The organism is Subdoligranulum sp. DSM 23681 (assembly GCF_057005535.1).
This window is the reverse complement of sequence record NZ_CM168050.1, coordinates 479,771-497,075: the sequence shown is the minus strand read 5'-3', so window position 1 is coordinate 497,075 and position 17,305 is coordinate 479,771. Positions and strand designations below refer to the sequence as shown.

The 17,305-nt window shown below is 61.1% G+C and carries 14 protein-coding genes; 9 read left to right on the top strand and 5 right to left on the bottom strand.

The window, feature by feature from the left end:
• Nucleotides 1–8: 8 nt before the first annotated feature.
• Genes AC127K_RS02480 through AC127K_RS02465 form a run of 4 tightly spaced genes read right to left on the bottom strand, consistent with a single transcriptional unit; the run spans nucleotide 9 to nucleotide 5,292 of the window.
• Nucleotides 9–1,445, bottom strand: coding sequence for a lipopolysaccharide biosynthesis protein (locus AC127K_RS02480; protein WP_483721438.1), 1,437 nt, complete (start codon nucleotides 1,443–1,445; stop codon nucleotides 9–11).
• Between the two features lie 34 nt (nucleotides 1,446–1,479).
• Entirely contained in the window at nucleotides 1,480–2,799 is a 1,320-nt protein-coding gene (locus tag AC127K_RS02475) for a surface carbohydrate biosynthesis protein (RefSeq protein ID WP_483721437.1), read from the bottom strand.
• A gap of 25 nt (nucleotides 2,800–2,824) precedes the next feature.
• The gene (locus tag AC127K_RS02470; protein WP_483721436.1) at nucleotides 2,825–3,802 is read right to left on the bottom strand and encodes a hypothetical protein; all 978 of its coding nucleotides are present in this window, start codon (nucleotides 3,800–3,802) and stop codon (nucleotides 2,825–2,827) included.
• Nucleotides 3,802–5,292 carry an MBOAT family O-acyltransferase gene (locus AC127K_RS02465; protein WP_483721435.1) on the bottom strand — a complete coding sequence of 497 codons (1,491 nt, stop codon included), beginning with the start codon at nucleotides 5,290–5,292 and terminating at the stop codon, nucleotides 3,802–3,804. Before AC127K_RS02465 ends, AC127K_RS02470 begins: the two co-directional genes overlap by 1 nt.
• Nucleotides 5,293–5,528: 236 nt before the next feature.
• Here AC127K_RS02465 and AC127K_RS02460 point away from each other — a divergent pair, with 236 nt between their 5' ends.
• The gene (locus tag AC127K_RS02460; RefSeq protein ID WP_294540425.1) at nucleotides 5,529–6,617 is read left to right on the top strand and encodes a sugar kinase; all 1,089 of its coding nucleotides are present in this window, start codon (nucleotides 5,529–5,531) and stop codon (nucleotides 6,615–6,617) included.
• Nucleotides 6,618–6,698: 81 nt separating this feature from the next.
• Nucleotides 6,699–8,000 (top strand): glycoside hydrolase family 28 protein, encoded by a 1,302-nt coding sequence (locus tag AC127K_RS02455; RefSeq protein ID WP_483721434.1) that lies wholly within the window; start codon nucleotides 6,699–6,701, stop codon nucleotides 7,998–8,000.
• 74 nt (nucleotides 8,001–8,074) lie between these two features.
• Here AC127K_RS02455 and AC127K_RS02450 read toward each other — a convergent pair whose 3' ends face one another.
• Nucleotides 8,075–9,475 carry a hemolysin family protein gene (locus AC127K_RS02450; protein WP_483721433.1) on the bottom strand — a complete coding sequence of 467 codons (1,401 nt, stop codon included), beginning with the start codon at nucleotides 9,473–9,475 and terminating at the stop codon, nucleotides 8,075–8,077.
• A 384-nt stretch (nucleotides 9,476–9,859) separates the two neighbouring features.
• Here AC127K_RS02450 and AC127K_RS02445 point away from each other — a divergent pair, with 384 nt between their 5' ends.
• From AC127K_RS02445 to AC127K_RS02415, 7 genes are all read left to right on the top strand, one after another.
• Nucleotides 9,860–10,843: an NAD-dependent 4,6-dehydratase LegB gene (locus AC127K_RS02445; protein ID WP_483721432.1), complete on the top strand. Its 984-nt coding sequence runs from the start codon at nucleotides 9,860–9,862 to the stop codon at nucleotides 10,841–10,843.
• 104 nt (nucleotides 10,844–10,947) lie between these two features.
• Complete coding sequence (locus tag AC127K_RS02440) at nucleotides 10,948–12,615, top strand: DUF2142 domain-containing protein (protein ID WP_483721431.1); 1,668 nt, start codon at nucleotides 10,948–10,950, stop codon at nucleotides 12,613–12,615.
• Nucleotides 12,616–12,665: 50 nt separating this feature from the next.
• Nucleotides 12,666–14,693, top strand: coding sequence for a hypothetical protein (locus AC127K_RS02435; protein ID WP_483721430.1), 2,028 nt, complete (start codon nucleotides 12,666–12,668; stop codon nucleotides 14,691–14,693).
• A complete protein-coding gene (locus AC127K_RS02430) occupies nucleotides 14,690–15,349 on the top strand; it encodes a hypothetical protein (RefSeq protein WP_483721429.1) in 660 nt (219 codons plus the stop codon). Before AC127K_RS02435 ends, AC127K_RS02430 begins: the two co-directional genes overlap by 4 nt.
• 132 nt (nucleotides 15,350–15,481) lie before the next feature.
• Complete coding sequence (locus AC127K_RS02425; protein WP_294540442.1) at nucleotides 15,482–15,964, top strand: RNA polymerase sigma factor; 483 nt, start codon at nucleotides 15,482–15,484, stop codon at nucleotides 15,962–15,964.
• Complete coding sequence (locus AC127K_RS02420) at nucleotides 15,961–16,554, top strand: zf-HC2 domain-containing protein (RefSeq protein WP_483721428.1); 594 nt, start codon at nucleotides 15,961–15,963, stop codon at nucleotides 16,552–16,554. The genes AC127K_RS02425 and AC127K_RS02420 overlap by 4 nt, the downstream gene beginning before the upstream one ends.
• Complete coding sequence (locus AC127K_RS02415) at nucleotides 16,520–17,257, top strand: hypothetical protein (RefSeq protein ID WP_483721427.1); 738 nt, start codon at nucleotides 16,520–16,522, stop codon at nucleotides 17,255–17,257. Before AC127K_RS02420 ends, AC127K_RS02415 begins: the two co-directional genes overlap by 35 nt.
• Nucleotides 17,258–17,305: the final 48 nt, after the last annotated feature.

The window sequence follows — 17,305 nt, the reverse complement described above, 5'->3', positions numbered from 1 at the left end:
TTTCCTCCTTACCGGTGCAGCAGCTTGCGCAGCAGGGTCATGCCCATGTGCCACAGTTTCTGCAGCTGGGGACGGTACAAGGTGCAGTAGATGAAGAGAATGGCTCCCACCAGCACAAACTTTACCACAAAATGCTGGTAAAATACAACCCCGACGGCTCCGGCGGCCAGCGCCAGCAGGAACCCGGAGATGGTGCGGGGGTAACTGGGGATGGTGCGGTAGTAGTACTGCCCGGTGAGGGTGCGGTATACAAACATCACCGCATTGCCCGCCACCAGGGCGGCTGCCGCCCCGGTGACCGAGTACAGCGGCACCAGCCAGATGCAGAGCAGCAGCTCCACCCCCACGCCCAGGGCCACCCCGATGGTATCGTGGTGGGGACGGCGGGCGATGGCGTTGCCGTAGACGGTGCCTTCCATCAGGATCAGGAACACCGCCGCCAGCATCATCAGCGGGAAAAAGCGCATGCAGGGCAGCTTGGAGGGGAAGATGAGGAAGATGATATCCTCAAACATGACCAGCAGGCAGAAAAAGCCGAAGATCAGGAAGTTCAGCAGGTCGTGGATCCGCCCGATACGTTCCTGTTCGGTGCGGTAATGGGCAAAGACATAAGGGCCCCAGTAGGTGGAAAATCCGGCCTGCACGGTGGTCACCAGCATGGACAGCTGGTAGGCAAAGGCGAACAATCCCTGGGAGAAGGTGTTGCTGGCCAGAAAGGACAGACACACCGACTGGAACAGAGGGGTCAGCACCGCGGCGGGGGACAGGGCGATGCTGTAGGGCACCATCTGGCGGTAGATGGCCTTGTAAGGCACCTTGCCCGCCCGGATGGGCGCCTTGGCCTTGAACCAGAAGGCGATGGCCACGCAGCCGAAGCTGGCCACCGCTGCCGCAATGAACACCCAGGTCTTGCTGGTGAAAAATCCCGGCAGCAGGTACAGCAGGTTCAGGCAGGCCTGCATCCAGAGGGTCTCGGCGGTGTAGGCCCGGACGTTGTTTTCCAGCCGCAGCAGCACGTTCAGATACCGCACCAGCATATACAGGGCGGCGTTGAGGAAGAGGAAGGGCACCAGAATAGCCCCGTTCTGCCCCAGACCGAAGGCGGCGGACAGCGGTTCCGCAAAGAAAGCGGACCCCACCAGCCCCACCACCGCCATGACCAGCAGGGACAGGCGGGTGGTGGCGGCGAACATGCTCCGGCCAGTGGCGCCTTCCACCGGTTCCCGGAAGAAACGCAGGAGTCCCTGGTCCAGTCCCAGCATGCCCACATTCATCAGGGAGGTGGTGTAGGCCATGAAGGAGGCAGGGACGGCGTAGCGGTCGGGGGGCAGAACGCCCTTCACGATCAGGGCGGCGCCGCTGATCAGAAAGCCCAGATAGGTGGCCACCGAATATTTCATCAGGCTGCCGAGAAAGGATTCCTGCTTTTTGGGTGTTTCGGGCATGGTGTGCTCCTTTGGTGCAAAAAGTGGAGACCGGTCAGCGTGCGGTCACATAAGGGCGGATGCGGGCTGTCATGGCTTCCACCTGTTCGGGGGTCACATGGGCCTTGTCCACATAGCCGTAAATGCGCTGGGCAAAGTTGGCCAGCGGCGGGCAGAAGGCAAATACCTTCCGGGGTTCCCAGCCGTGGCGGTACAAAAGATGGACGCCCCACAGGGCTACGAATTTCAGCAGGTTGAAGTGGGGCTTGAATCCTTCCCCCATGGGGGTGTCCCGGGGCGGATTGCGGTAGACCTCCTCCAGCAGGTCGGCCATGCGCAGGTAGGCCGGGCGCTCACTGGGGTCAAAGTATCCCTCAATGACCTCCCGTGCAATGGGGAAGGGAGGATTCTCCTCCGCCATGGCGGCCACAAAGCTGTCGTAGTCGGTCACATACCGGGCGCCCTTGTAGATCACCGGGTCGTATTCGTGCTCGATGGGGGTGGGGCGCAGGATGTGGCAGCTCTTGCCCGCCATGTAGACCTCCGCGATGGAGGTGCTCATCCAGATGGAGATGGAATCTGCCGCCACGATCCACTGCTTCACGCTGTCCGCAAAGATCACATGGAAGTTGGGACGCTTCTTGGCCAGTTCGTCCAGGGCGGGGCTGTTCCATTCGCTGGGATGGCGGCGGTAGACCAGTTCTACCTCCGGGTGCTCCCCCAGATACCGGTCAAACCAGTCCAGGGTCTCGGCCATGGAGAGGCGGTTGGTGCGGGCAAAGCCGGTGAAATCGGTGCCCGCCATTCTGGAGAGCTCGGCCACCTCCTCATCCGACATGCTGGCATAGCCGAAGCTGGAAATATACAGATGCAGGTGCTTGTGCTCGTCCAGACCGAACTCCCGGCACAAGGCAGCCTTGTCCTTGAAGTAGCCCTTGAATTCCGGGCGCAGAAAATCCATCATCACGGCGCCGGTCACGGGGGTGTTCCTGGCTTCCATGCCGTGGGCCTGCAACCGGGCGGCAGTGCGCTTGCCCCAGCAGGTCTGTACGCAGCGCTTGGCGTTGCCGTTCATGTTGAACCAGTCGCCCTCCTCCTGGGTGTCGGAGAGCATCTGTTCCCAGTGCAGGTTCACGATCTTGTTGCAGCGGCCGATGTTGTTGTACACATGGCTGTTGATGGCTTCGTTGTCATACATGCAGCTGGCCACCAGTACTTCGGGCTTGTCCCGCCCGAACAGCCGCAGATGTTTGGGGTCCAGCAGCTGCCGGATCTCGGCGGTATAGCCACGGCGTTCCAGTTCCAGCTTCAAAAGCAGGTCGCTTTCATATTCCCGCACCGTGTGCTCGTACAAAATCAGAAAATCCAATGCCATAGGTTTGCTTCCTTACCGGGCGCCATCAGGCGCCCATTTCGGTGAACAGCTGCCGGGTCCAGTCCGGCAGACCGTATTTTTCGTCCAGATGGAATCCGTCAAAAAACTGGGTGTCGTCGTCGGTGATGCAGCTGCCGCCCCACTCGTAGTCCAGCACGGTGCAGCCGTAGTCGTCGCTCCAGTCATTCAGCAGGGGAAGCACATCCGCCTGCATCCGCTGGTCAATGCGGTATTTCTCGCACACCTCGGTGCGCACCAGGTCGGCCATGGGGGGCAGCACGATGGTCAGCTCCACGCCTTCCTCGCTGCAGTGGCGGGCCAGGTCTCCCAGCCGTACCAGCTCCTCCTCGTTCACCGACCAGCTGCGGCATTTTTCGTCGATCAGCCCGGGATACTCATACAGTTTGCGGTGCACGGGAATGGCGTTTCCGTCGGCATCATAGTAGTCCGCCGGCCCCCAGTCCCCGGACTCGATGCTGTCCGGGGTGTTGTTTACCTTGTTCAGGAACATGGTCAGGGCATTGACGTTGTATTCCAGATTCAGGCAGTAGGCCAGGGGATTGTTCAGGGTATCTTCCAGGGTGGAGAACCGGTCGGTGTCATAGTTGGCGTTGACGGTGTAAAAGGAAAGCTCAAACAGGATGGCATCCACCTGGTTGCCGGAATCCAGCACAAAGTCCGCCAGATCCAGGCTCTCCCGCAGGCTGGCCCCGCCGAAAGCCAGGTTCTGCCAGTCCTGACCCGAAACCTCACTCACCAGGTCCATATCAAAATGGGCCAGACGGCTGTCCCCGATGATCAGCCGGGTGCCAGGGTCAGTCTGGTAAGCCCGCACCCGGGCCACCGGCTGGGAGGAATCGGTCTCGCCCTTGAGCCCGAAATAGTTGTTGGGTTCAAAGGCCACAAAAAACGCCAGCCACAGATACACCGGGATCAGCAGCAGGGCAAGGCGTTTGATTATATGCAGCATGCCGTGGGCACCCGCCTTTCTGTTCGTCATCATCAGTACCCCGCGTACATGCCCAGACCGGCCGCAAACCCGCCGTTCTGCAGGATGTAGCCGATGAGGATCAGGGTGACCAGCGCCAGATACAGCGCCTGCCGCCGCCAGCCGGGGATGGCGGCCACCATCACTTCGGATCCCTTGTTCTTGAAGCCGAAGCAGCGGCGATAGTCAAGGAAAATGGCCAGTGCCAGCCCCACCGCCGCAAAGGCGTAGTAGGCCCCTACCATGAGGCTGTTGGCGTAAAATCCGTTGTAGGCGGCGGTGTAAGCTTCGGAGACAAAGCGGGCGGGGGAGAGTCCCTGCACCATCCCGGCCAGATACCCGAAGCAGGCCCCCACCGAACCGTTGCCGGATCCCATACGGAAGAACACCATGCTGAAGGTCCACAGCACGAATACCCCGGCCCGCTTGGCCCACAGCACTTTGGCGGGGGCTTTCTTTTTGGGCTTGCCCAGGCGGCGGTGCAGCAGTTCTTCGCCCACCCGGTACAGCGCCTGCAGCAGGCCCCACACCACAAAGGGAAGGGTGTTGCCGTGCCAGAAACCGGACACAAAGAAGACGATGAACACACACACCTCCGGGGGCAGACGGCGCAGCTTCCCGCCGGTCAGACGTTCGGTGTCGGCCCAGGCCAGAGGCATGAAAAGGTAATCCTGCAGCCAGGAAGAAAAGCTGATGTGCCACCGGCTCCAGAACCCGGAAAAGTTGGTGGCAAAGAAGGGCGTCTTGAAGTTTTCGGCCAGTTCCAGGCCCAGAACCAGGCCGGTGGCCCGGGCCAGCTCGGAATAGCCGCTGAAGTTGAAGTACAGCTGGAAGGTGTAAAAGACCGCCGCCAGGATCAGCATCCCGCCGCCGTAGCTCTGCCAGGTGCCAAAGACTTCATCCACCACCATGCCCAGCACGTCGGACACCGCCACCATCTTGAACAGCCCCAGGGCGTACAGCCGCAGGGCCCGCACGGTGCGCTGGGCATCGAAGCGGTGCTCCGCCCGCAGCTGGGGGATCAGCGACCCGGCCCGGGGGATGGGGCCCTGGGTCACGGTTCCGAAAAAGGTCAGGAACAGAAAATAGTACAGCGGATTGCGTTCGGTTTCACAGTCCCCCCGCCCCGCGTCGATGAGGTAGGAGATGGCCGCAAAGGAATAGAAACTGATGCCCAGCGGCATGACCACCTGAAAAGGCAGCGGCAGGACCGTGTTGAGAAATCCGAAATACTTGAAAAAGGCCAGGATGGCAATGCTGCCGATGACCCCCAGCCGGACAAAGGCCTGCTTGTGGGCGCCGTCTTTCCAGGCAATGCCCAGGCCGCACAGGTAGGAGAAGGCTCCCACCCCCAGGGTGACGGCCAGATAGCCGCCGGACGCCAGGGCGTAAAACACCCAGGATGCCGCCAGCAGGAACACCGGCTGGATGCGGCGGGGCAGGTGGAGATAGACCCCGGCCGACACGGCCAGGAAGAAGAGATACTGGATGGTTTGCAAGCCCATGAAGTGGGGCTCCTTTCCCACTGAATTAGTGACATACTATCAAAACATTATACCTTTTTTTTCGCCTTGTGTAAAGGAAAAACCACCCGGCGCGCAATTTGGCGAAGCAAAGTCATATTGCACGTTTTTTACAGTTTGGAATGCAAATTTCCGTTGAAATCTCCGATAAAATCGAATACAATGAAGGTAACAAACACAAGCCGGCCGCCATGAGCCGGCAGAAACGAGGGAACGCTATGGAAAATTACAACCCCTTGCTGGTGGGCAATGACAGTCCGGCCAAGTTCATCACCATCGGTGAAGTCATGCTTCGTCTGACCCCGCCCAACTATGAGAAGATCCGCATGGCCACCAGCTTTGAGGCCAGCTATGGCGGCAGCGAGGCAAACATCGCGCTGGCTCTGGCCAATCTGGGGGTGGACAGCACCTTTTTCAGCGTAGTGCCCAACAACTCTTTGGGCAAGAGTGCGGTGCGCTGGCTGCGTTCCAACGACGTGCACTGCACCCCCATGATCCTCTCCACGCCGGAGGAGACGCCCACCCATCGCCTGGGTACTTATTATCTGGAAACCGGCTACGGCATCCGTCCCAGCAAGGTCACCTATGACCGCAAGCACAGTGCTTTCACCGAGTATGATCTGACCAAGGTGGATGTGGACGCGCTGCTGGAAGGCTATGACTGGCTGCATCTGTCCGGTATCACCCCGGCCCTGTGCGACAACTGCGCCTACTTTGTGCTGCGCTGCCTGGAAGCAGCCAAGAAGAAGGGACTGACCGTCAGCTTTGACGGCAACTTCCGCAGCAGCCTCTGGACCTGGGAGGAAGCCCGGGACTTCTGCACCAAGTGCCTGCCCTATGTGGATGTGCTCTTCGGTATTGAGCCTTACCATCTGTGGAAGGACGAAAACGACCATTCCCAGGGCGACTGGAAGGACGGCGTGCCGCTGCAGCCCAGCTATGAGCAGCAGGATGAGGTCTTCCAGCACTTTATCGAGCGGTATCCCAACATCAAGTGTCTGGCCCGTCATGTACGCTACGCCCACTCCGGCTCCGAAAACAGCCTCAAAGCCTTCATGTGGTACGAAGGCCACACCTTTGAGAGCAAGCTCTTCACCTTCACCATCCTGGACCGCGTGGGCGGCGGCGATGCCTTTGCCAGCGGCCTGATCTACGCCATGATCCACAAATACCGTCCCATGGACATGATCAACTTTGCGGTGGCATCCAGTGCCATCAAGCACACCATCCACGGCGATGCCAACATCACCGATGATGTCAAGAGCATCCGCAATCTGATGAACATGAACTACGATATCAAGCGCTGAGTATTCGGCGCCGGAAAGCCCTGCCCCGGCACGGGTTCCCGCGTGCGGTGCGGGACTTTTTTGACCAAAGGAGGAATTCCGGTGGAATACAATGTGTTGGAGTACGGCGCCAGGGGAGACGGCGCCGCCAACGATGGGCCGGCCATCCAGCGGGCTCTGGATGCCTGCGCGGCAGCGGGCGGAGGCAGGGTCCTTCTTCCCGGCGGGCATGTGTACAGCGCAGGGACCATCTTCCTGCGCAGCCATGTGGAGCTGCACCTGGAATCCGGTGCCGTGCTCAAGGCCTGTGCCGACCCGGACGCCTTCTGCTCACGTCGGGCGGACGGGCAGGCCCCGGCCGAGCAGATCCCCTATTATGAAAACTGTGATTATGACGGCGAACCGCCCCGGTGCTTTGTGGTGGCCCAGGAGGCGGAAAATGTCCGCATCACCGGTTACGGCAGCATCGACGGTTCGGAAGAGAATTATTACGGGGAACAGACCCACGATTTCATTGAGGGCACCTACTATCCCCGGGTGCCGCTGCTCATGCTGTATAAAGTGCAGCACCTGACCATCACCGGTGTCACCCTCATGCGCAGCGCTTTCTGGACGGTGCATATGGTGGGCTGCAGCGATGTGCAGATCGACGGCATCCGGATCCTGAACAATACCCGCATGGTCAACTGCGACGGCATTGATCCCGACCATTGCCGCAATGTGCGCATCACCAACTGCCATATCGAATCGGCGGACGACTGCATCGTGCTGAAAAACACCGGCAAGTATACCGATCTGGGCCCCTGCGAGAACATCGTCGTCAGCAACTGCACACTTATGTCCACCAGCGCGGCCCTGAAGATCGGCACCGAAAGCGAATCCGACTTCCGCCGTATCTCGGTGAGCCACTGTGTCATCACCGGTACCAACCGGGGCATTTCCCTGCAGCTGCGGGACAAGGGAAACATCGAGGATGCCGTTTTTTCGGACATCCATATCCAGACCCGCCGGTTCGGGGAGCATTGGTGGGGCAAGGCGGAGCCGGTCACCATCACAGTGCTGCCCCGGCACGACGGCACTGAAGTGGGGCGCATCCGCAACGTCCATTTTGAAAATATCACCTGTGAAGGAGAAAACGGCATTTTCCTCTATGCCGAAAAACCGGGCATGCTGGAAGATGTGAGCTTCCGCCGGATACGGGTGACCCTGCGCAAGACCAGCAAATGGCCGGCAGGCAGCTGGGACCTGCGCCCCTGCGGCGGGCAGAGCATCCGTCCGGCAAAGGTCTACGGCTTTGCCTGCCTCAATGGCCGGGACATCCGGCGGGAGGACCTGCGGGTGACCTGCGAAGAGAGCATGGCTCCCTGGTATGGAGGCGAGCTTCTGTCCCAGGATGCCGAGTGAAGAGCGCGGCACAACCATCATGAAAAAAGGACCGGGAAGTGATTCTTCCCGGTCCTTTTGTTCTGCCGTATGCCTTACTCGTTGTCGGTGGGGTCTTCCTTTTCTTCGTCCCGGTCCCGCTTGCGGCGGCGCCGGCGGGATTCCTCCTCCTCGGGAGCGGGTTCGGGAGCCAGCTTGCGCACGATGGACCACAAAATTTTCCTGTCCTCGATGGTCTGCACATCAAACTGCAGCCCGCACACCTTCACAGTGGGGGTGGTGCCGTCCACCGGGATGCTGGGCAGTACGCTCAGGATCATGCCGGCCACCGTGTCGTAGTCCCTGTCTTCCGGCAGGTCGAAGTCCACCTCTTCGGCAAAATCCTCCACCCGCATGGAGCCGGCTACCCGCCAGATACCGTCCCCCACCTGGGTCAGGTCCTGGGGTTCGGCGGGGTCAAACTCATCAAAAATATCCCCCACGATCTCTTCCAGCAGATCCTCAATGGTGATGATGCCGGCGGTGCCGCCGTACTCGTCCACCACCACGGCCAGATGCTGTTTCTGGGCCTGCATATCCTTGAACAACTGATCGGCATGCACGCTCTCCGGCACAAAATAAGCCGGACGCAGCAGGTCTTTCAGCGGGCGGGGCTGTTCCTCCTGCAGGTTCAGCAGGAAGTCCCGGGCATTCAGGATACCGCAGATATCGTTGATGTCCTCCTCATACACCGGATACCGGCTCAGGCCGGTGCGGCGGATGGTTTCCATGATTTCCTGGCTGCTGTCCTCCAGGGAAAAGGCGGTCACATCCGGTTCGGGGGTCATGGCGTTGCTGGCAGTGGTGTCCCCGAAGTCGAAAACATTCTCGATCCATTCCTGTTCGTCCTGGTCGATGGTGCCTTGTTCACCGCTGGATTCCACCATCAGCCGCAGGTCCTCCTCACTGGCCACGCCGTCCTCGGCCTCGGTCTTCATCCCCATCAGCCGCAGGGACCCGTTGGTGCACAGGTCCAGCAGGGCGGTCATGGGGGCAAACAACACGCTGACCACCCGCAGCACCCTGATGGCCGGCACCGCAAAGAGCATGGGCTTCTGCATGGCCACCCGCTTGGGGACCATCTCCCCGAAAGCGATGGAGAAGAAGGAAATGATGATGGTCACCAGGACGGTGGAAATGACCGAAACCACCCCTGCCGGCAGGGGAAGGGCCAGGGTCTGCAGCATGAAGCTGTCCAGATATCCGGAAAAGTTTTCGGTGCCGAACGCGGCAGACATGAACCCGGACAGGGTGATGGCCACCTGGATGCCGGACAGGAAACTGTTGGGATTTTCCACCGCCTTCAGCAAGGCGGCCGCCGTCTTGTCTCCGTCCTCCGCCTGTTTGGACAGCTTGATGGGGGACAGGGACAGAAAGGCGATCTCAGACCCGGCAAAAAAGGCGTTCAGCAGGATAAAGACCACCTGCAGCAATATTTGGGCGGGAAGATTTTCCACGGAAAAAACACTCCTTCAATTCATTCATAGTATGGATTATGGTCTGGTTTATGCAGCAAGAAAAGGCAGAGCCAGTGCCGCAGCGGGGCACAAGCTTTGCCTTTTTATTCTCTCTGATTCAGTTTTCGTCGGGGGTTACCGTCGCCGTCGGCGTTCATAGAAAACGAAATTCCTTTCCGATTCAAGAGGGGCACTGTGTGCCTCTGCATAGACAAATTATAATAACTAACTATATCGCAAACCGGATGCGCTGTCAAGACGCAGGCATTTTGCGGGGGCACGGTTGAAATTAAGCGCCCAATCGGGTATACTATTTTGTAATATATTGGAATTCCTGTGCCGGGTGCCTGTCGCCCGTGCCTGCTTACAAAGGAGAACTGTTCTATGTCTCACACTGTTCTTGTTACCGGTGCCGACGGGTTCATCGGCAGCCATCTGGCCGAAGAGCTGGTCAAACGCGGGGAAAAGGTCCGCGCTTTCTGCCTGTACAACTCCTTCGGCAGCCTGGGCTGGATCGACACCCTGCCGCCGGAGATCAAAAACGAGATGGAGATCTTCATGGGGGACATCCGTGACCCCAACGGCGTGCGCACCGCCATGCGCGGGCAGGAGCGGGTGTTCCACCTGGCTGCGCTCATTGCCATTCCGTTCTCCTACCATAGCCCGGACAGCTATGTGGACACCAACATCAAGGGCACCCTGAACGTGCTCAATGCCGCCCGGGAACTGGACACCGCCCGCGTCATGGTCACTTCCACCAGCGAGGTCTACGGCACCGCCCAGTATGTGCCCATTGATGAAAAGCACCCGTTCCAGGGCCAGAGCCCCTATTCCGCTACCAAGATCGGCGCCGACCGTCTGGCGGAGAGCTTCTACCGCAGTTTCAACCTGCCGGTGTCCATCGTGCGTCCCTTCAACACCTACGGCCCGCGTCAGTCCGGCCGCGCCATCATTCCCACCATCATCACCCAGCTTCTGGCCGGTCAGACCGAGATCCGTCTGGGCAATCTGACCCCCACCCGGGACTTCAACTATGTCAAGGATACCGCAGCCGGCTTCATGGCCATCGCGGACTGTGACGCCGCCATCGGCCGGGAACTGAACATTGCCACCGGGGTGGAGCACTCCATCGGCGACCTGGCCAACGAGCTCATTGCCCAGATCAACCCCAGTGCCAGGATCGTCTGCGAGGCCGAGCGCCTGCGCCCGGAAAAGAGCGAGGTCAACCGTCTGCTGGGCGATTCCACCCAGCTGCGCCAGCTCACCGGATGGGCGCCCAAGTACACCTTTGAGCAGGGCCTTGCCGAAACCATCGAGTTCCTGCGCGGTCATCTTGATTCGTATAAAATCGGACAGTATATTCTGTAACTGTCCGCCCACAGGGGCCGGCGGGGCCTGGGGCACGGCGTGTTTGCCGGCCCGCTGCAGCAGCTTCCGCCGGCCCGATTTTATATAGTAGGAGTTTCCGTCTGATGAAGGAACCGAATCACTCTTTCCGCATTCCGCTTTCCCCGCCGCTGCGCTGGGCACTGGCTGCCGCCGCGGCGGTTGTGACCGGTGTGCTGTGGGCATACTACTGGCGTGTGTTTTTCTACCTGGACAGCCGGGTCTCGCCCCTGGTGCCCACCCTGGGCTGCACGGCGCTCTGCCTGGGGGTGGTGGCAGCGGCAGCCCTGCTGCGCCGGCTGCGGACTCTGCCCGCCAAAGGGGCGGCCTGCCTGCTGTTGTGTGGTCTGCTTTTCTGCTTTGCCAACCCGCCCCTGCAGACCCCCGATGAGTCGGAACATTATCTGCGCACCTACGCCATCTCCACGGGACATCTGGATTTTGACTATGAGCGCTCCTACCCGGACGATGTGGCAGCGCTGCTCAGTGCTTTCCCCGGCGCATGGACCAACAGCCACACGTCGGTGGGGGTGGGCAATGACCCGGATACGGGGGAAGAAAAGCCCTACGACTCCGCCGGCTATGCCCTCAAGCAAGACGGGGATGATGGCCGCATCGAGAGCGTGGCCGACAGTTTTGCCGATTATTTTGCCAACCGGGACACCCCGGCCGAAGAACCGCTGCACGAACCGGTGAGTTTCCTCATTCTGCCCTTCCTGCCCGGGGCCATCGGCATGGCCCTGGCACGGCTGTTCGGCTTTGGGGCCCTGAGCTGCCTGTACGGAGGCCGCCTGGGCAATCTGCTGGCGTACACGGCCATCTGCTGGCTGGCTCTGCGTCAGGCACAGAAATACCGTCCGGCCCTGTTGGGGGTCATGCTGCTGCCCATGTCGCTGTTCATGGGGGCTTCCCTGAGTTACGATGCCACCCTGCTGGCCGGTTATTATCTGATGGTCGCCCTGCTTCTGCGGGAACGCTGGACCACCGGAACAGCGGGACTGTATCTGGCGGCCTGCCTGTATGTGAATGTGGCCAAGCCTTACCTGAACCTGCTGTGGGTGGTACTGCTTCTGCTGGTGCCGGCCGGAAACTGGCGGGCAAAGGGCCGCCGGTGGCATTGGTGCCTGGGCGGTCTGGCGGGGGCCTGGGCGGTGATCTGGGCCACCGAGACCTATGCCCGGGTGCTGCGGTACAATTACCCGGTCATTGCCCGCCAGGGCGGCGAGGCCGTGAACGGGGGACAGCAGCTGGCTTTTGTGCTGGCCAACCCTCTGCGCAGTGTGGCCACCTTCTGGGGGACCCTGTGTGAAAACCAGTTCTTTGTGGGCCAGCTGGGACTGTTTGGCTGGAAGGATATGCCCATCCAGGCACTGAACCTGCTGGGACCGGTGGCATTGCTGGCAGCCGCTCTGCTGTGCGCACCGCAGCCGCCGGCGCTGGACCGCCGCCGCAGCGCCGGTCTCGGGGGATTTGCCGTAATCTATGCGCTGGGTGCCATTGCCGCCATGTACATCACGTACACGCCGGTGGCCATGGTGCGCGTGGTCGGGTTGCAGACGCGGTACTTCCTGCCGGTGTTTCTGATTCTGGTCCTGCTGACGGCGCCGCTTCTGCGCCGCGTTCTGGCACCGTCCGTCCCGGCTGCCCGTGGGGAACAGCTGGCTGTGCCGCTGTTCGGACTGCATGCGCTGTTCGGTGCGGTTCTTCTGTTCCAGCACTATTTTGTCGGTCCCATTTATACCATCCACTTGTAAGGCGGAACACCCGGTCGGGTTTCCGCCTGGTCTGAGAAAGGATCTGCCCTATGCCGTTGATACCCATTCTGACCGGCCTGATCGCGCTGGCGTTTCTGGGGGCGTTCTGCGTCTGTTTTTCCGCCTGTACCCGGTATGATGCCGCCCTGCTGCCGCTGCCGACTCTGTGCGGAGCGGTGCTGGTGCTGTATGTGTCGGCCCTGCCCGGTATGCTGCACGTGGGCCTGTTTGCTGTTATTGCCATCCTGCTGGCGGGCGGTGTTTACTGCGGTGTGCGTGCCGGCATCCGCGCCGTCCGGGATGCCATGGGCAGCGCCGGCTTCTGGCTGTTCCTGGGCGGTGCGGCCTTTCTGTGGGTACTGTTCGGCATCCTGCAGCCCATGTTCACCCAGTGGGATGAATTTACTGCCTGGGGTCTGGCTCCCAAGATGGTGGCCGAGCGTTCTGCCTTGTATGTGGCCGACCCGGTCAATCTGACAGCTTCCTTTACCTATCCGGGCACCAGTCTGCTGTCCTATCTGTTCCAGCGCACGCCGGGACAATTCTCCGAGTGGCAGTGTCTGGCCGCCATTGACATTCTGGCCCTGGCCGCACTGGCCCCGGCGACGGTCCTGCCCCGGTCCCGCTGGGCACAGGGGGTGCTGATCTTTGCCGTGGGGGCGGTTCTGCCCTTCTTCTTCAGCACAGCAGCCATCGGCACGGCCAGCACGGTGTATCAGAACGCCATGGCAGACCTGCCCCTGGCCGCCTTGTTTGGCGGCAGCCTGTGCCTGTATTACGCGGGCGGCGGACGGCGGGGCGGCTTTTATGCCACGGCCCTGCCCCTGGCCATGCTGGCCTTGACCAAGGATATCGGCATGGCCTATGGCCTTATGGCGGTGTTTATCATCGGCATCGATCAGCTGTTCGGCACGCCCCGCCGGGAAAATACCGCCCTGGCACGGCATGTGGGCGGACGGTTCCTTCGCACGGCCCTGCTGGCCGTACCGGTGCTGGCGGCATTTCTGAGCTGGAGCCGCTATACCGCCGCCATGTCGCCTGATTCCGGCGCGGCCACCGTGGGCAGCGGCCAGATGGGCTATGGTGCCGTTCTGGCAGGGGGGATCCGTCAGCTGCTGGGCATGGGGCGGGAGGAACGCTTTGCCCAGATCATGCAGGCTATGGAGCAGGCATACTTCACCCGCCGCGTCAGTCTGATCGGCGCCCCCTTCATGGTGTCCGTGCTGGCCCTGCTGCTGGCGGCGGCAGCGGCAGTCACTGCACCGAAAGGCCCGGTGCGCCGCCGGATCATTGCTTCTTATCTGGCCATGGATTTCTGCTTTACGGCCCTGTACTGTTTCCACCTGATCCTGTACTTCTACAATTTCTCCGAAGCGGAAGGCAGTGCGCTCAAGGATTACGAGCGGTATCTGACTCCCTACCTGCAGGGCTGGGTGCTGGCGATGTTCTGCCTGCTGGGGCAGGCGGTCAGCGCTGCGCCGGTGCGGATATGGCGCCGCCGTACGGGCAACCTGCTCCTGGCGCTGGCCGCCGCCGGCGTTCTGGGGATCTTCGTCTGGCGCGGTGTGCCCACGGCGGGATTCTGGACCCGGGCAGACAGCATCTACTCCACCCGGCAAGATGTGAAAAACCGTGCCTCCGTCATGAATGAGGTGCTGAACTGGGGGGACCGGGTCCTGGTCATCAGCCAGGGCGACGACGCCACCCGATGGTACTATTACAAGTATGAACTCACCGCCAAGGTGGTCAACGGTTACGGCGGTGTCTGGTGGGGAGACGATGATTACTCCAACCGGTGGGATTCGGATTTCATGAATCTGGTGGAAAGCCTGAACTGGGATCTGTATGAACACGAGGCCGTCTGCTCGGTCAACTCTCTGGCAGCCTATATGGAAGAAAAAAACTGTGATTATCTGGTGCTGGACCGGGCTGACGAATATCTGGAACGGGATTTCAGCGATCGGTTTGAAGGCGGCATCACTGCCGGACAGCCCGCCACCCTGTACAGATTCATGGGCCGGGATGCCGCGTACGCTTTTGTGCCGGTGGCCGTGGCGGAAAGCGGGGGGACACAATGAAACGGAAACCTGTTTCGGATCGTTGGTCGCTGGTGTTTCAGCCCCGCCGGCTGCTGGGGCTGTGCTATGCCCTGGGCGTGATGCTGTGGGTGGTGTACGCCCTTGTGGGCAGTGCCCTCATGCTGAACCACAAGATGAACGGTACCATGCGCCACCAGACCCTGACCCCGGATGAACTGACCTATGAAAGCTTCCGCAACTACGACGATGACCCCTGGAGCACGGCCCCCGATGACCGGGACAACTGGTATCTGTCCACCGACAATGATCCTCACATCCTGTGGGAAGGGGAACAGGCCTATGTGGAAACGGTGCGCCTGCAGGTGGAACAGCTGCTGCCACCCGGCAGTGTGACGCTGTATTACCTGAAACCGGGCCAGACCGACTACCGGGAAACCCAGAAGGTCTTTGCTTGGCAGGATACGGACGGCAGCTATGTGTTTGAGCTGGGCGGTATCACGGTGAGCGGGCTGCGCATCGACCCGGACAGTGTGGGCGGCGTTCCCACCCGCCTGACAGGGGTGGAACTCAACCGTCCCACGGCGTGGTATCTTCGTTTTGTGCCGAGCGGCGGGCAGTGGATCCTGCTGCTGTTCGGTCCGGCGGTGGCGGCCACTTTTCTGTCTCTTCTGCGTCAGATCCTGCGCGGCGAGTGATTGTTTCTATGATTCACCGGACCTGCCTTTCGGGGCGGGTCCGGTATTTTTTTGCCGGAACCTGTAACACCCGGCCGCGGAAAGGGACATATAGGCAAAGAGCAGGGAAGGAGGCAGAACACCGCCGTGAAGATGATGGAAGAACTGTACACCGCCTACCGCGACGATGTTTACCGCTACCTGGTCAGTCTGACCCACGACCCTGCCCGGGCGGAGGACCTGCTCAGCGAAACATTCCTGCAGGCAATACAGAGCATTGACCGGTTCGAGGCCCGCTCGGGGGAAAAGACCTGGCTCTTCGGAATTGCCCGCCATCTGTGGCTGCAGGACCTGCGCCGGCAGCGTCCCACCGTCTGTTATGATGACCTTCTGGGACTGTATGTGGAAGACACCCTGCCGGACACCGCCGTACAGCGGGAACTGCTGGGGCGGATCCGGGAACTGCTGGCCCGGAAGGATGAGCGTACCCGGCGGGTGGTGGCGCTGCGGGTGCAGGGAATTCCCTACGACCGCATTGCCGCCGAACTGGGCATCAGCCCGGGATCGGCCCGGGTCATCGACTGTCGGGCCCGCCACTGGCTCAAGGAAATATTGCGAAAGGAGGGGTTGCTGTGACCCACGAATACGATCTGCCTTGCGACATCTGCCGTGACCTGCTGCCTTTGGTGCGGGACGGTGTGGCCAGTGAGGCATCCCGTCGGGCGGTGGAGGACCATGTAGCCCACTGTGAGGCCTGCCGCCAACTCTGGGGCGAGGAAGCCCCGCCGCCCCTGCACCGGGAACAGGTGCTGGGGCGTATCCGCCGCCGCCTGTACGCCTGGCAGGGGGCCATGACCGCCGCCGGACTGATCCTGGGCATGGTTCTGGCCAACACCGGGCGGGCGGGCTACAACATCCTGCTGCTTCCGGTCCTGGGGGCTGCGGTGCAGTGGCTTTCGCCCCGGCGGGCGCGCTGGCTGCCACTGCTGGTCTGGGGGCTGATCACGGCTGTGACTCTGTGCCCCAATGCCCACTATCTGTTGGGCTGCCTTGCAGAGGGCGATTGGTACAACTTTTTTGCCATCCTAGGCCTGAGCGTTCTGTATGGCCTGTTGCTTGGCGCCCTGTGTGCCCTGGGCACCTTGGCCGCCGCCCTGTTCCGCTATGCACTGAGAAAGGAGGAATCCCGTGATGCATTGGAAGAAGACATCCGCCGGGACCCCTGAACGGCCCCGCACCAAAGGACGCCGTGCCGCTGCCCTGGCGGGCGGTATCCTCATCGTACTGCTGCTTCTGTTTGCGGCCGGTTATGTGCTGGGGGACCCCGTCAGTCTGGCCTGGGCCCGACATCACGCCATGGACTACGCCGACGAACACTGGCCCGGCAACAACTTTACCGCCGTCTATGCCTATAACGAGATGGGGTACCGCTACCGGGTGCGGGTACAGTCCATGACCAGTCAGGACACCAGCTTCGACGTGTACCTTTCCTGGGGTGTGGTGCGCAGCACTACCTATGAGGAGGATGTGACGGGCCTGAACAACACCCGGGTGCGCATCATCGCAGCCGCCCAGCAGGACATGACCACAGCGCTGAACAACGCAGGAATGAACCCGGACGGGCTGGATGTGCAGCCCGGGAAAAACTGGGAGGGCACCCCGGAAGACTGGGGCCTTACGCTGGATATGCCCTATGACCCCGGTAACCTGCCGCCCCTCACCGCCAGTTTCTACCTGGTCTACACCGACCGCCTGCCCACTGAAGCGGACGCCAACGCCTTGCTCAAAAATGCCAAAGCTGCCTTTGAAGCTGCCGGCCTGGACATTGCCTACTATCAGGTGGATCTGGTATATTCCGGCGGGGAAAAATACGAAAATGACATCAACCTGGGCCCGCTGACCGCCGCGGAAGTGGACGCCCTGCCCTGACAAAACAAAAGGCCCTCTGCCATTGACCGGCAGAGGGCTTTTTCCTTT

Bases quoted from the DNA above. Each gene is read 5' to 3' on its own strand.
- AC127K_RS02425 (WP_294540442.1), top strand. From the start codon at position 15,482: ATGATGGAAGAACTGTACACCGCCTACCGCGACGATGTTTACCGCTAC.
- AC127K_RS02465 (WP_483721435.1), bottom strand. From the start codon at position 5,292: ATGGGCTTGCAAACCATCCAGTATCTCTTCTTCCTGGCCGTGTCGGCC.
- AC127K_RS02430 (WP_483721429.1), top strand. From the start codon at position 14,690: ATGAAACGGAAACCTGTTTCGGATCGTTGGTCGCTGGTGTTTCAGCCC.
- AC127K_RS02415 (WP_483721427.1), top strand. From the start codon at position 16,520: ATGCATTGGAAGAAGACATCCGCCGGGACCCCTGAACGGCCCCGCACC.
- AC127K_RS02435 (WP_483721430.1), top strand. From the start codon at position 12,666: ATGCCGTTGATACCCATTCTGACCGGCCTGATCGCGCTGGCGTTTCTG.
- AC127K_RS02445 (WP_483721432.1), top strand. From the start codon at position 9,860: ATGTCTCACACTGTTCTTGTTACCGGTGCCGACGGGTTCATCGGCAGC.
- AC127K_RS02480 (WP_483721438.1), bottom strand. From the start codon at position 1,445: ATGCCCGAAACACCCAAAAAGCAGGAATCCTTTCTCGGCAGCCTGATG.
- AC127K_RS02440 (WP_483721431.1), top strand. From the start codon at position 10,948: ATGAAGGAACCGAATCACTCTTTCCGCATTCCGCTTTCCCCGCCGCTG.
- AC127K_RS02470 (WP_483721436.1), bottom strand. From the start codon at position 3,802: ATGATGACGAACAGAAAGGCGGGTGCCCACGGCATGCTGCATATAATC.
- AC127K_RS02475 (WP_483721437.1), bottom strand. From the start codon at position 2,799: ATGGCATTGGATTTTCTGATTTTGTACGAGCACACGGTGCGGGAATAT.
- AC127K_RS02460 (WP_294540425.1), top strand. From the start codon at position 5,529: ATGGAAAATTACAACCCCTTGCTGGTGGGCAATGACAGTCCGGCCAAG.